The following is a 13,319-nucleotide window of genomic DNA, read 5'->3' as shown; positions in this document are numbered from 1 at the left end:
AAGGTGGAACGCATGATCGGTCAGCTGCTGTCCAAAGGAGCGGTCCCGGTCGGTGTCGTCGGCATCGTCCTGCTGCTCATCGTCCCCATCCCGACGGGTCTCCTCGACGTCCTGATCGTGGTCAACATCGCGTTCGCGCTCCTGATCCTGCTCACCGCGATGTTCGTGAAGAAGCCGCTGGACTTCTCCGTGTTCCCGAGCCTGCTGCTCGTCGCGACGCTGTTCCGTCTCGGCCTCAACGTCGCCTCCACCCGACTCGTGCTCAGCGAGGCGCACGCGGGACAGGTCATCCAGGCGTTCGGACAGATCACGATCAGCGGATCTCTCGTGATCGGTGCCGTGATCTTCCTGATCCTCACGGTCATCCAGTTCGTGGTGGTGACCAAGGGCGCCGAGCGGGTGGCCGAGGTCGGGGCACGCTTCACCCTGGACGCGATGCCGGGCAAGCAGATGGCGATCGACGCCGACCTGAACGCGGGGCTCATCACGGATGCGGAGGCCCGCCGGCGCCGTGCCGAGGTGGCCGCGGAGGCCGACTTCTACGGCGCGATGGATGGTGCGTCGAAGTTCGTCAAGGGTGACGCCATCGCCGGCATCGTGATCGTCGTCATCAACTTCGTCGGCGGGATCATCATCGGCATGGCCCAGCACGGCATGGAGATGGGCGACGCGCTGCAGACCTACAGCGTCCTGACCATCGGCGACGGACTCGTGACCCAGATCCCGGCGCTGTTGATGGCGGTCTCCACCGGCATGATCGTCACGCGGGAGAACGTCGAAGCCGAGATGGGTCAGGCCGCGGCCAAGCAGTTGCTGCAGTCGCGCACCGCGCTCCTGATCACGGGCCTCGCGGCGATCGCGATGGGGTTCATCCCCGGGATGCCGCTGCTGGTGTTCGCGGGGATCGGGGCCGTGCTGCTGTTCGCCGCCTCGCGGGTCAAGGCGAACGAGGACCGGGAGGCCGCCCTCGAGGCCGACGCGCAGCATCAGGAGGCCGTGGAGGCCGGCGCCGAAGGCCCGGAGGATCTCATGGACCGCATGCGCGTGCACGCGCTCGAGATCTCCCTGTCGACCGACATCGTCGACCTGGCATCCGGGGGAGCCGGCGATCTGCTCACCCGGGTCAAGTCGCTCCGCCGCAAGCTCGCGCTCGACATCGGCATCCTGATGCCACCGGTGCGCACCCGGGACAACGTCGAGCTGCCCGCCGAGACCTACGCGATCCTCATCGCGGGGGTCGAGGTCGGTCGTGGCTCCGTGCCGCGCGGGCACGTGCTCGCGATCGGCGCGGGGCTCGAGCAGCTGCCGGGAAGCGTGGTGGTGGATCCGGTGTTCGGGCTCGAGGGCAAGTGGGTGCCCGCCGAGATGTCCTACGCGGCCGACATGGCCGGTGCCACGGTGATCGATCGCGCGAGCGTCATCATCACGCACCTGTCCGATGTCGTGCAGAGCCAGGCGCACCGCCTGCTGTCTCTGGAGGACGTGCGTCAGCTCACCGAGCACCTGAAGCAGTCGAGCCCCACCACGGTCGAGGAGCTCACCCCGGCGGTCCTGCCGCTCGCCGGCATCCAGCGCGTGCTCGCCGGGCTGCTCGCCGAACGTGTCCCGATCAACGACCTCGCGCGCATCTACGAGGCGCTCGCACTGCGGGGCAAGACGTCGACCGAGACGTCCGGACTGATCGATGCCGCGCGTGCCGCGCTGGGCCCGGCCATCGCCGCGCGGTTCGCCGAGGACGGGCGCCTGCGGGTCGTCATGTTCGACCCGATGCTGGAGCAGCAGATGCTCGAGGGCATGCGCGTCGTCGACGGACTTCCCCAGATCGTGCTCACACCGGAGGCGACCATGCAGGTGCTCGAGGGCCTCCGCCGCACAGTGGCCGAACTCGACCAGGCGGGACCGGAACCCGTGCTGGTGTGCGCGCCCTCGCTGCGTCAGGCGGTGCGGCGCATGACCTCGTCCCAGGTCGCCGGCCTGCCGGTGCTGTCGTACGACGAGGCCGGTGCCGGTGCCCTCGCCACCGACGTCGTGGGTGTCGTGCGCATCACGCAGTCCGTCTTGCCGAGCGCGGCGGGGTAGCACTCGGAATCCACTCGTTTACGAGGCTATGCATTAGCTTGGTGTGCGGGATGGCGTGAATGCGCCGCAGCCAGGGAAGGCGGATGGACATGCTGGTGCTGACGAGGCGCGCGAACGAGAGCATCGTGATCGGAGACGACATCACCGTCACCATCCTGGCGGTGACGCCGGGAGGTGTGCGGGTCGGCATCGACGCCCCGCGCGACATGCGCATCCACCGCGCGGAGATCGTCCTCGCGGTCGGTGACGCCAATCAGGAAGCCGTGCAGACGGCGGCGGACGCCGCGGCGGAGGCTGCCCTCCTCGGAGCCCTCGGGCACCGCATCAGCGCGCCCTGACAGCGCCGCATGGGGAGTTCTGCCCATCCCGTCCGAGTTACTGCCCCTCGGGTTGTCGCGATAGTCGTGGGTGTGACGGAGACGCTGTCACGGAGAACCCGACCCGACGAGGTGACCTACTGTGGCCGCTCACGACCTGAGCATGCAACTGCTGCGGGAGCGCGAACTGCTCGAGATGCTGCTCTTCAAGCTCGACGAGCAGCAGATGCTCCTGGCGACCGGACGCAACCGCTGGATCCGCCACGCCTCGACCGAGATCGAGCGTGTCCTGTCCGCCATGCCGACCGTCGCGCTCTCGCGAGACGCCCTCGTCGTCGCGACCGCTGACGAGTGGGGTGCGCCGGAGGCGACCACTCTGCGGGCGCTGATCGACGCTGCTCCGACCGACGGATGGCGCGAGGTGCTCACCGGGCACCTGACGACCATGACCGCTCTCGCGGAGGAGATCGAGCAGATGAAGCAGATCAACGAGCAGCGGCTGCGCACCGCGATCCGCGTCACCCAGGAGACGATCGCCGGTCTCGGTGCGCCGAGTGGCGAGTACAGCCCGTCCGGTGGTGTCGTGCGCGATGGCGACGCCCGACTGCTCGACACCCGGATGTGAGGTGACCGTGTCTTCCTTCGCAGGACTTCGACTGGCGGAATCCGCCCTCTCCGCGGCGCGCGCGGGCATGACCGTCACGGGGCAGAACATCGCCAACCAGACCACGACCGGGTACACCCGTCAGCGCATCGATCAGACGTCCGTGCTCGGCCCGGGACAGACCGGGCTGTGGAAGAGCGGCCTCGGTGCGGACGGGGGAGTGACCGTGACCGGCGTCGCACGATTGGGGGATGCCGTCCTGGACGCCCGCGTCCGCGATGCCCTGTCGACCGCGGGGTTCTGGGATGCCCGGGCGACAGCCGCCGCCCGCGCCGAGAGCATGCTGGCCGAGCCGACCGCCGCCGGGCTCGCCGCCAACCTCAACCGCTTCTGGTCCGGATGGTCCGACCTCGCGAACACGCCGGAGCCGGCGGCCGCGCAGGTCGTGCTCACGAATGCGCAGGTGCTCACCGGACAGATCGCCGCGGGCTACGAAGCGGTCGCGGGGCAGTGGACCGATCTGCGCGGCCAGGTGGACCGCGACATCGCCGACGTCAACGCGGTCGCCGGCCAGGTGGCCACGCTCAACGGACAGATCCGTGAGGCGTTGCAGTCCGGGCGCAACGCCAACGAGCTGATCGATCAGCGCGACGTGCTCGCGCAGCAGCTGTCGACCGCGGTCGGGGCCACGGGGCTGGTCGAGAGCGACGGCACGCTCACGGTGCGCGTCGACGGCAACGCCCTCGTCTCCGGCGACAGCCACCGTGCACTCGTCGTGAGCGGTCCGCGCGAGATCGAGGACGGCGGTCGCATCGGCGTCGCCTGGGCCGACCGCCCCGATCTCGCGGTCGCCACCGGCGGCGGCGTGATCGGGGGAACCATCAGCGCGCTCGCCCCGGCAGGGGAGGGCGGTTCGCTCGCGCGTGTCGCCGCGGCCTACAACGAGACCGCGACCGCGCTGGCCACCACGGTCAACGAGCTCCACCGGACGGGTGTCACCGCGACCGGGGCGCCGGGCGGGGACTTCTTCGCTCTCGACGGCGGCGGACCCGCGGCCCTGGGCCTGCGGGTCGTCCCCACCGGGCTCGACCAGTTGGCCCTGGCGGCGCCGGGAGCCGGAGCCAAGGACACCACGATCGCCGATCGCATCAGCGCGCTGGGCGTCTCCGACACCGGGCCGAGCAAGACGTGGTCGAGTTTCGTCACCGGATTCGCGGTCGCGGTCGCGGGAGACCTGCAGCGCGCGGACATCGCCGACATGGGTGCGGTGGCCGCGGTCACGGCCCAGCAGTCGAACGCCTCGGTGGACGGCGACGAGGAGACCGTCAATCTCCTCACCTATCAGACGGCCTACCAGGCGGCTGCCCGCGTGCTGACCGCCATGGACGAGGCGCTGGACCTGCTGATCAACCGAACCGGCCTCGTCGGCCGCTGACCTGGGGAGAGCCGAGATGATCGGACGCATCACGAGCAGCACCATGACGCAGCAGTCGCTGCGCACGCTGCAGACCACCCTCGCCGACCGCGAGCGCCTGCAGAATCAGGCGGCCTCGCAGCGGGCGTTCCGCTCGCCGAGCGAGGATCCGGCTGCCGCGGCGACGGTTCTGGGCGTGCACGGCGAGCAGTCCCGTATCGCGCAGTACGCACGCAATCTCAGCGACGGCATGGCCTGGGTGACCACGGTCGACACCGCGCTGGGCGCGAGCACCGACCTGCTGAACCGCGCGCGCGACCTCACCGCGCAGGGAGCGAACTCGGGAGCGCTCAGCCCCACGGCCCGCGAGTCGATCGCCCAGGAGCTCGAGACGATCAGCGCCGAACTGCTCGCCCAGGCGAACACCACGGTGCTCGGCCGCAGCGTCTTCGCCGGCACGAGCGACTCCGGCGCGGCGTTCGAGCCGGGGACTTTCACCTTCAGCGGCAGCCCGGGGGAGGGCGTGCGCCGTCGGATCAGCGACAACGAGACCGTGCGGGTGGACTTCGATGGATCTCAGGCGTTCGGGGAAGGGGCCGACAGCGCGTTCGCGCTCCTCCGCGACATCGCCGCCGAGCTGCGAGGAGGCGCGAACGTCGGCTCGCGTCTCGACGACATCGATTCCCGCCTCACGGACATGGTCGCCGCCCGCGGCACGACCGGAGCCCGTCAGGTGCAGATCGAGCGTGCGGCCTCCCAGAACCTCTCGACGTCGACCGACCTGGAGGCCCGCCGTGCCGAGGTCGAGAACGTCGACAGCCTCGAGGTGCTCGTGCGACTGCAGTCCGCCGAGCTCGTCTTCCAATCCGCCCTGCAGGTGACCGCGAAGTCGCTGCAGACCAATCTTCTGGAGTTCCTGCGATGATCGCCACGACACCCGATCAGGCCGCCGCCGTCCTCGAGTTCGCCGCCCCGATGCACGGTCTCAGCCCGTACACCGCGTTCCGGCTGCAGAACGTCGCCGGCGTCGCGGGGCTCTTCACGCTGCGCGCCGTGGATGCCGACGTGCGGCTGTTCCTTCTCGACGCGGAGTCGGTCGATCCGGCGTACGCGCCGCGGATCCCCGCCGGAGCGCGGGCCGAGCTCGGTGCCGTCGACGGGGATCCGCTCCGGATGCTGGTGATCGCGAACCCCTCCGACAATGGCGTGCACGTGAATCTGCGCGCCCCGATCGTCGTCCACGCCGATACCGGACGGGCGCTGCAGGTCATCCTGGAGGACCAGGATTACCCGATCCGCGCGCGCCTCGGCGGCTCGTGAGATCGGGTCGACACGGCTCGGGAACCAGCACAATCGCAGATTCACCGCAGATACGAAGGAAGACGCACTAGTGTCTGAGGGGTAAGGGCTGGGGCCTCACAGAACCCGGTGTCGTCGGGATGGGACTCGACGATCCGCGGAGCTGGCTGTCGGGGTACAGCGAAAGCCGCTCGGCGACGGGCGAACACACAGGGGACGAAGATCATGAGCACGACGAAGACGCTCGATGCCGGACGCGTGAGCAAGCGCGAGTTCGTACAACGGTTCGCACGCCGCGGGGGGATCTCGGTCTTCGCCGCGCAGACCGCGTACAACGCCATGATCGACGAGCTCCTCGATCTCGTGAGTCAGGGCAACACCGTGACGCTCACGAACTTCGGCAAGTTCTACCCGCAGACCCACAAAGGGCACCGTGTGCAGTTCGGCAAGGATGAGGGCGCCGGCGAGGTCACCGACTACACCGTGCTGAAGTTCTCCGCCACGCGCGAGGTGAACCGGCGCGTCAAGGCCGACTGACGGTCGCGGAGCCAGGCTACCGCGAGCGGATCTCGGCTGCGGGCCAGAGCCCGAAGCCGTAGCTCGACGAGCCGACCAGCGTGAGGCTGACGGTCGTGGGGTACACCTCGGGCTCCTCGTCGTCGTCGCCGAGCAGGTCCAGACGGTCGATCGGCACGACGATGCTCCCGTCCGGCTCGAACAGCAGGTCGCGCGGCAGGAACGACACGAAGATCGAGCGGGTGGAGTTGCGCAGCTCGAACGTGCGACCGACGTCGCCGCGCTCGAACAGGTTCATCTCCACCTCGTCGGTCCAGACCTTGCCGTCGGGGAAGCGCGCGTCGATGCGGTAGGTGCTCGGCTCGATCGCCCGGATGTTGAGGTCGTCGACGATCTCGGAGAAGAGGGTGTCCGGCTGCTGCAGCTCGAAGGCGATGGCCCGCAGATGGTCGTAGTTCAGACGGGCGCGCCGGGAGAAGAGGGCGACGTTCTCGATCTCGTCGGGGTCGGCGCCGGGCGCCTGATCCACGAGGTACTGGCGCACCTCCTCCGGGCCCGGGTAGTCGAAGCGCAGGTGGTAGTGGAAGCGTCCGGGGCGGTTGACGAGGTACGCGCTCACGTCGGCGATGTCGTTCACCGAGAGGCAGTAGATGCGCTTGGCGGAGGAGAGGCCGTCGAAGAGCGAAAGGAACTGGTTCTGGCGGTTGAGACCGTCGGCGAGCCCGCGCCGCCCCGCGGGGAAGATCTTCTCGAACTCGTCGAAGATGATGAGGCATTCGTCGAGGCTGTCCAGGAACTCCACGACGCCGTCGTTGTCCTCCGACACGATCACGACGGGCAGCCCGTGCTCGCGTGCCGCCTCGGCCACCATCCGGAGGAACAGGGACTTTCCGATGCCCTTGTCTCCCGAGAGCATCACGCCCAGGCTGCGGTCGGACCGGGCGTAGGAGTGGAAGATCTTCGCGACCTTCCGATCGCGACCGCCGTACACGCGCTCCGTCCCGACGGTGAGGTCGTCGATGCGGACGAGGCTGAAGCCGTCCGTGGGGGAGAAGCACACGCGATAGGTGCCCGACGGGAATGCCTGGTGAGTCCGCACGGCGTCGCCGTAGACACGGACGTGTCCGCCGGTCTCGATGTAGGTGCTTGCCAACACCCTCCTCCTTCATGCCCCGATGTCCCTGCCCGCCGGATTCCGCGACGATGAGGTGTGTCTCGACGAGGAGTCTCCCGCCGCGATGCGCGCAGGAGACGCTCCGGGCTCGGCAGGAGTGAGCGGTGGGGGCTCCGCCTGGATACCTTTCCACGTCACCGTGCGCCGCGACAACTGCGCGGCGGCGTGTCGAATGAGAGTTATCTCTTCGTTTACGTGGAGGCGCGAAGTCGACGCATCGACGTCGGCGCATCCTGCCCGGCGAACAGTATCCTGAGCGCACAGCGACGGGGCGACGCAGCCCGGAGCAGGTCGGAGCGTGAGCATGGACGGCATCGAGGACGAGGCGCCGGTCACCGGTTCCCTCGTGGTCCAGGTCGAGGCCGCGCCGCAGGGTGTGTTGCGGTACACGGTCGATCCCGACGGCCCGCAGCGCGTCTGGCAGACCGCGCTCCTCGCACATGATGACGTCGTGATGGGAGCTGCGACGTCGCCGGAGCAGGCCGCAGCGCTCCTGGTCCGCGGCAGCATCGACTACATCCGTGAGCGCCTCCCGAGCCTCGAGGTCGGTGGTCTCACCATGCGGCCGGAGCTCGGCCCGAACGGCAACGCGCAGATCGTCTCCACCGGTACCGTCCGGTTCCGTGCCTCGGAGTGGGAAGCCCTCGTCCGCGCTCAGCGGCACCGAGAATGACGGTCACGGCAGTGGACGCCCAGCCGACGTGGTCCATACTGAAGAGTCTTCTCCTGTCATGACAGGAGAAGTCCCGGCACCGTCGCGCGATCGCGCGGCACCCTCGAGCGAAGTGGAAGACCGTGCACGCCGACGCCCTCCGGTCCGTCAAGGCGGAGATCCTGCGCGCCACCGCGGCGGATCTCCGTCGCGCGGCAGACGCGGGCACGGATCCGGAGTCGAACCGCGTCGCCGCCGACCTGCTCGATCGACGGGCGGCCCGGATCCTCGCCGGCGCAGACGATCACTCCGCTCTCCCGGTCGATGGATCGATGCCGTCGGGCGCCGCAGGCCGGGCGTCGGAGGCCCCGGACGCGCGTTCGGAGTGAAGGTGACCGGGACCCTGGATCACCGGGCCCCCGGACTGCGAGACTGAGCCCATGGAGATCATCGAGAACTCGAAGCTCACGGTCGTCGGCGCCGGCAGCGTCGGATCCAGCGTCGCCTACGCGGCCCTGATCCGCGGCTCCGCCCGCCATGTCGCCCTGTACGACATCGCGACCGAGAAGGTCGAGGCCGAGGTGCTCGATCTGGCGCACGGGACGCAGTTCACCGGCACCAGTGACATCATCGGCGGCAGCGACATCTCGGTGGTCGCGGGATCTCATGTGGTGGTCATCACCGCGGGAGCGAAGCAGCGTCCCGGGCAGAGCCGCATCGACCTGGCCGCCGTCAACGCGGGAATCATCCGCTCCATGATGCCGCAGCTGCTCGAGGTCGCACCGAACGCGATCTACGTGATCGTGACGAACCCGTGCGACGTGCTGACCGTGATCGCCCAGGAGGAGACCGGCCTTCCTCCTGAGCGCATCTTCGCCTCCGGCACGGTGCTCGACACCTCGCGCCTGCGATGGAAGCTCGGGCAACGCGCAGGGGTGTCGACCGCGAGCGTGCACGCGCACATCGTCGGGGAGCACGGCGACACCGAGTTCCCGCTCTGGTCGCGGGCGACCATCGGCACCGTCCCGATCCTGGAGTGGGAGGCTCCCGGTCACCCGCCGATCCGGCGCGAGGAACTCGACGAGATCGCCGTCGACGTGCGGAACGCCGCCGAGACCGTGATCCGGGGCAAGGGGGCGACGAACTACGCGATCGGCCTGTCGAGTGCCCGGATCGTCGAAGCGATCCTCGGTGATGAACACGCCGTGATGCCGGTGAGCACCGTGCTGCGCGACTTCCACGGCGTCGACGGCGTCGCGCTCTCGGTGCCGTCCATCGTCAGCGCGCAGGGTGCGGTGCCGATCCGGAACACCGCTTTCTCCGAGGAGGAGAGCGCGTTGCTGAAGCGGTCCGCCGCGGCTCTCGCCGACGTCGCGGCGTCGCTTCGCTGAGCTCTCGCGGGAGAATCCCTCTGGTCTCGCCGGTCAGACGACCCGTATCAGGATTCCTCGTGGGTGGCCGGGTCGGCGGCGAAGAGCCGCCCGTCGGGCCGGCCGAGAGCGGAGATCGCCGCCACCTCCGCCTCGTCGAGCACGACCTCGGCAGCGGCCAGGTTCGCGCTCTGGTGATCCGCCGACGACGCCTTCGGAATCGAGACCGTCCCGCGCGCGACGTGCCAGGCGAGGACGGTCTGCGCGGCCGTGATGCCGTGTGCCGCCGCGACCTCGCGGATCACCCCTTCCTGCAGGAGCTCCCGGGCGCGGCCGAGCGGGCTCCAGGCCTCGGTGAGGATGCCGTGCTCCCGGTGGTGGGCGAGCTGCTCCTCCTGCGGGAAGTACGGGTGCACCTCGATCTGATTCACGACGGGGCGGACGCCGGTCTCCTGCTCGATGCGTTCCAGATGCGCGGGCAGGAAGTTCGAGACGCCGATCTGGCGGACGACGCCGCGCTGCTGGGCGTCCACGAGCGCGGCCCAGGCCTGCACGTACTCGTCCTGGCTCGGATTGGGCCAGTGGATCAGGTGCAGGTCGGTGATGTCGAGGCCCAACCGTGAGCGGCTCTCCTCGATGCTCGTGCGCGCCTTCGCCGAGGAGTGGTGGCGTCCGGGGAGCTTCGTCGTGACGATCAGTTCGGCGCTGTCGACGGATGCGGCGGCGACACCGCGACCGACCGACCCCTCGTTCTCGTAGTTGAAGGCCGAATCGATGAGACGGTATCCGCCTTCGATGGCGCGGGCGACGGCAGCCGCGCCATCGTCTCCGTTGAGGGCGTACGTGCCCAGACCGATCGCCGGGAGGGCGAAGCCGTTGTGCGCGGTGAACTGGGGGACGACGGGCTGACTGGTCACGGTTCTCCTTCTCGACTGGAGTCCCAGCGTACGCTGGGGCGGTGACGACGACAGGCGCGGTGCCGGCAGCAGAGGGCGTTCCGACGGACTCCGATCGGTGTCCGTGCGGCTCGGGAGACGTGTTCGGCGGCTGCTGCGGACCGTTGCTGCGCGGTGCGGCGGCCCCGACCGCCGAGCGTCTGATGCGGTCGCGGTACACGGCCTTCGCCACGGGCGACGCGGGCTACCTGCGAGCGACCTGGCATGCGTCCACGCGTCCCGGATCGATCGAGCTCGACGAGGATCTGCGGTGGCGGCGACTGGTCATCGTGGACCGCGTCGCCGGGGGCCCGTTCGACGGCGACGGCATCGTGGAGTTCGAGGCGTTCTGGCGTCAGGGCGACGAACGCGGGTCCCTGCACGAGCGCAGCCGCTTCGCCCGCGTCGACCGCCGATGGTTCTATGTCGACGGCGAGGTGCGGTGAGCACCGGTGGGCCGGACGGCAGACGGTAGATTGGGACGGTGAACTCCAGTCCCCAGAACCAGCGCATCCTGCTCGACATCGCCGACCTCGATCGCCGGATCGCGCAGGCAGAGCGTGCACGGGCGAATCCCACGCAGGGCGCGCGCATCACCGAGCTGGTCGCCCTGCGCCAGGCGCAGCTGCGGGAGCTCACCACGCTCGCCGGTACGCGGGACGACGCGCGCACCGAACTCAGCCGTCTGGAATCCGACGTGGCCCTGGTGGAGAAGCGCCGCACCCGCGATGCCGAGCGCCTCGCCGTGTCGACGAGTCCGAAGGACGCACAGGCGCTGGAGCACGAGATCGCGAGCCTCGCGCGCCGGCAGAGCGAGCTGGAGGACATCGAGCTCGACGTCATGGGCCGCCTCGAGGAGGCGGATGCCGCGGTCGCCGCCCAGCAGGCACTGATCGACACCACGACGAGCGAAGGTTCCGCGCTCACCGCGCAGGCCAAGGCCGACGTCGCTGCGGCGACCGAGCTCGGGGCCCAACTCGCCCGTGACCGCGAGGCGATCGCCGCACAGATCCCCGCCGATCTGCTGGCGGAGTACACGCGCCGCGCGTCGAACAGCGCGGGTGCCGCCCTGCTCACCCGGGGCACCTGCCAGGGCTGCCGCATCGAGCTCCCGCGCACCGATCTGAGCCAGATCCGCAACGCGGCCGATGATGCGGTCGTCTCCTGCCCCGAGTGCGGCTGCATCCTGGTGCGTACCGACGAATCCGGCCTGTCGTGACCGGAAGAGGCGTTCGCCGGCCATGACGGCATCGCCGCCGGCGGAACGGCGGATCGCCCTCGTGACCAGCGGAGGCGGCAGCTACACCGCCGTCACCCTGGGCGAGGACGACACGGAGCAGCATCGAGACGTGCTGACCTCGGCGGAGCTGGCCCCCTGGGTGGCCGCCGCCGATGCGTCCGAGCAGACGCGGTGGATCATCCGCAGCGCACGGGAGGTCTACGCGGTGCTGTTGAGCGAGGGCATCCGCCTCAACCGCACCCACGACCTCCTGCTCTGCCACGCGATCCTCCGCGACACCGACTCGGTCGCCCGCCCCCTGGCTCCGTCGCCGTTCTGGGTGCGCCGCGAACCGACCGAGGAAGCACCCTCGCTGTTCGACGTGATCCACGACAGCTCCGCCGATGACCCTGTCGCCGAGATGCTCGACCAGTACCGGGAACAGCGACGCGTGATGGCTTCGGCTCGAGACGGACGCCTCACGCTGCTCTGCGCCGCGGAATCCGCGGGTGGGGTCATCGCGGAGGAGATGCGCGTCGCCGGACTCCCGTGGGACGCGGGCGTGCATGACGCGATCCTCACGGAGGCCCTCGGCAATCGTCCGATGGCCGGCGGACTGCCGAGCCGGATGGCCGAGCTCGGCGAGCAGGTGCGCAGCATCCTCGGCGACCCCACGCTGCACCTCGACAGTCACCAGAAGCTGCTCCGCGCGCTGCACCGGGTCGGAGTGCAGGTCGAGTCGACGAGCCGCTGGGAACTCGCGCAGCACGCACATGCGGTCGTCGCGCCCCTCCTGGCCTACAAGAAGATGTCCCGGTTGCTGAGCGCCAACGGCTGGGCCTGGCTCGCCGAATGGGTGCATGACGGTCGATTCCGCCCCGTGTACATCCCCGGCGGGGTGGTGACCGGGCGCTGGGCGTCCGCGGGCGGTGGCGCGCTGCAGCTCCCGCGCAGTCTCCGTCCTGCCGTCCGGGCGGACCCCGGGTGGACGCTGGTCGTCGCCGATGTGGCGCAGCTGGAGCCGCGGATGCTGGCGGCGATGGCGTCCGACAAGGCGATGGCGCGGGCGGCGCAGGGTACCGACCTCTACGCGGGCGTCGTCGAGTCCGGAGCTGTGGGCACCCGGGAGGAGGCGAAGTACGCGGTCCTGGGTGCCATGTACGGCGCGACGACGGGGGACAGCGGACGGTTGGTGCCGCGATTGCGCAAGGTCTACCCGCGGGCGATGGCCCTGGTCGATGCGGCAGCGCGAACGGGCGAGGACGGCGGCATCGTGTCGACCTGGCTCGGGCGCTCGTCGCCGCGCCCGGCGGCCGAATGGTCGCGACTCCAGTCCGAGGCCTCGTCGGCCGACGCCGACCCGGCGGTCGTGGCGCTCGCCCGGCGACGGGCACGGGACTGGGGGCGCTTCACCCGCAACTTCGTTGTGCAGGGAACCGCCGCCGAGTGGTCGCTGATCTGGCTCGCAGAGATCCGGCATCGCCTGCAGCAGCTCCCCGAGACCTTCAGCGAGGCGGCCGCATCCGGTCCCTTCGCACGGACGGCGCATCTCGCGTTCTTCCTGCACGACGAGGTGATCCTGCACGTTCCGGAGCAGCATGCCGAGGCGGCGGCCGAGGCGGTGCGCGAGGCGGCCGCCGTCGCCACCCGTCGCCTGTTCGGCGGATTCCCGATCGATGTGCCGCTGGACCTGCGCATCGTGATGTCGGCGGAGAAGTAGCGCGGCGTAGACTGGACGCG

General features: G+C 69.9%; 15 protein-coding genes. 13 read left to right on the top strand and 2 right to left on the bottom strand.

Features of this window, described 5'->3' with window-relative positions:
• Positions 1–12: 12 nt before the first annotated feature.
• From ACWA14_RS08325 to ACWA14_RS08295, 7 genes are all read left to right on the top strand, one after another.
• Positions 13–2,079, top strand: a complete 2,067-nt coding sequence (locus ACWA14_RS08325) for a flagellar biosynthesis protein FlhA (RefSeq protein WP_463797399.1) — start codon at positions 13–15, stop codon at positions 2,077–2,079.
• Between the two features lie 89 nt (positions 2,080–2,168).
• Positions 2,169–2,417, top strand: a complete 249-nt coding sequence (csrA, locus tag ACWA14_RS08320) for a carbon storage regulator CsrA (RefSeq protein WP_463792362.1) — start codon at positions 2,169–2,171, stop codon at positions 2,415–2,417.
• A gap of 121 nt (positions 2,418–2,538) precedes the next feature.
• A complete protein-coding gene (flgN, locus tag ACWA14_RS08315) occupies positions 2,539–3,021 on the top strand; it encodes a flagellar export chaperone FlgN (protein WP_463792360.1) in 483 nt (160 codons plus the stop codon).
• 7 nt (positions 3,022–3,028) lie between these two features.
• On the top strand, positions 3,029–4,435 hold the full coding sequence (gene flgK / locus ACWA14_RS08310; protein ID WP_463792359.1) for a flagellar hook-associated protein FlgK: 1,407 nt from the start codon (positions 3,029–3,031) through the stop codon (positions 4,433–4,435).
• A gap of 16 nt (positions 4,436–4,451) precedes the next feature.
• Positions 4,452–5,339 carry a flagellar hook-associated protein FlgL gene (gene flgL, locus ACWA14_RS08305; protein WP_463792358.1) on the top strand — a complete coding sequence of 296 codons (888 nt, stop codon included), beginning with the start codon at positions 4,452–4,454 and terminating at the stop codon, positions 5,337–5,339.
• The gene (gene fliW, locus ACWA14_RS08300; RefSeq protein WP_463792355.1) at positions 5,336–5,734 is read left to right on the top strand and encodes a flagellar assembly protein FliW; all 399 of its coding nucleotides are present in this window, start codon (positions 5,336–5,338) and stop codon (positions 5,732–5,734) included. The genes flgL and fliW overlap by 4 nt, the downstream gene beginning before the upstream one ends.
• A 204-nt stretch (positions 5,735–5,938) precedes the next feature.
• On the top strand, positions 5,939–6,250 hold the full coding sequence (locus ACWA14_RS08295) for an HU family DNA-binding protein (protein ID WP_463792352.1): 312 nt from the start codon (positions 5,939–5,941) through the stop codon (positions 6,248–6,250).
• A gap of 16 nt (positions 6,251–6,266) precedes the next feature.
• Here the strand turns inward: ACWA14_RS08295 and ACWA14_RS08290 are convergent, their stop codons facing one another.
• Positions 6,267–7,382, bottom strand: coding sequence for an AAA family ATPase (locus ACWA14_RS08290; protein ID WP_463792350.1), 1,116 nt, complete (start codon positions 7,380–7,382; stop codon positions 6,267–6,269).
• 325 nt (positions 7,383–7,707) lie between these two features.
• Here ACWA14_RS08290 and ACWA14_RS08285 point away from each other — a divergent pair, with 325 nt between their 5' ends.
• The 3 genes from ACWA14_RS08285 (at position 7,708) to ACWA14_RS08275 (ending at position 9,446) form a co-directional block, all read left to right on the top strand.
• Positions 7,708–8,076 carry a hypothetical protein gene (locus ACWA14_RS08285; RefSeq protein ID WP_463792349.1) on the top strand — a complete coding sequence of 123 codons (369 nt, stop codon included), beginning with the start codon at positions 7,708–7,710 and terminating at the stop codon, positions 8,074–8,076.
• A gap of 122 nt (positions 8,077–8,198) precedes the next feature.
• A complete protein-coding gene (locus ACWA14_RS08280; protein ID WP_463792345.1) occupies positions 8,199–8,444 on the top strand; it encodes a hypothetical protein in 246 nt (81 codons plus the stop codon).
• A 51-nt stretch (positions 8,445–8,495) separates the two neighbouring features.
• Positions 8,496–9,446, top strand: a complete 951-nt coding sequence (locus ACWA14_RS08275; RefSeq protein WP_463792342.1) for an L-lactate dehydrogenase — start codon at positions 8,496–8,498, stop codon at positions 9,444–9,446.
• Positions 9,447–9,493: 47 nt separating this feature from the next.
• On the opposite strand, the gene ACWA14_RS08270 is transcribed toward ACWA14_RS08275, so the two are convergent.
• Complete coding sequence (locus ACWA14_RS08270; RefSeq protein WP_463792341.1) at positions 9,494–10,342, bottom strand: aldo/keto reductase; 849 nt, start codon at positions 10,340–10,342, stop codon at positions 9,494–9,496.
• Positions 10,343–10,383: 41 nt separating this feature from the next.
• On the opposite strand from ACWA14_RS08270, the gene ACWA14_RS08265 reads away from it, so the two are divergent.
• From ACWA14_RS08265 to ACWA14_RS08255, 3 genes are read left to right on the top strand one after another with little or no spacing between them, the layout of a single operon-like run.
• On the top strand, positions 10,384–10,806 hold the full coding sequence (locus ACWA14_RS08265; RefSeq protein ID WP_463792339.1) for a YchJ family protein: 423 nt from the start codon (positions 10,384–10,386) through the stop codon (positions 10,804–10,806).
• Positions 10,807–10,844: 38 nt separating this feature from the next.
• Complete coding sequence (locus ACWA14_RS08260; RefSeq protein WP_463792338.1) at positions 10,845–11,579, top strand: zinc ribbon domain-containing protein; 735 nt, start codon at positions 10,845–10,847, stop codon at positions 11,577–11,579.
• 22 nt (positions 11,580–11,601) lie between these two features.
• Complete coding sequence (locus ACWA14_RS08255; RefSeq protein WP_463792336.1) at positions 11,602–13,299, top strand: bifunctional 3'-5' exonuclease/DNA polymerase; 1,698 nt, start codon at positions 11,602–11,604, stop codon at positions 13,297–13,299.
• Positions 13,300–13,319 lie beyond the last annotated feature (20 nt).

This window comes from Microbacterium sp. TW_SC_2 (assembly GCF_055361165.1).
Note: the sequence above shows the minus strand (reverse complement) of the source record. Positions and strands in the feature narration are given on the sequence as shown.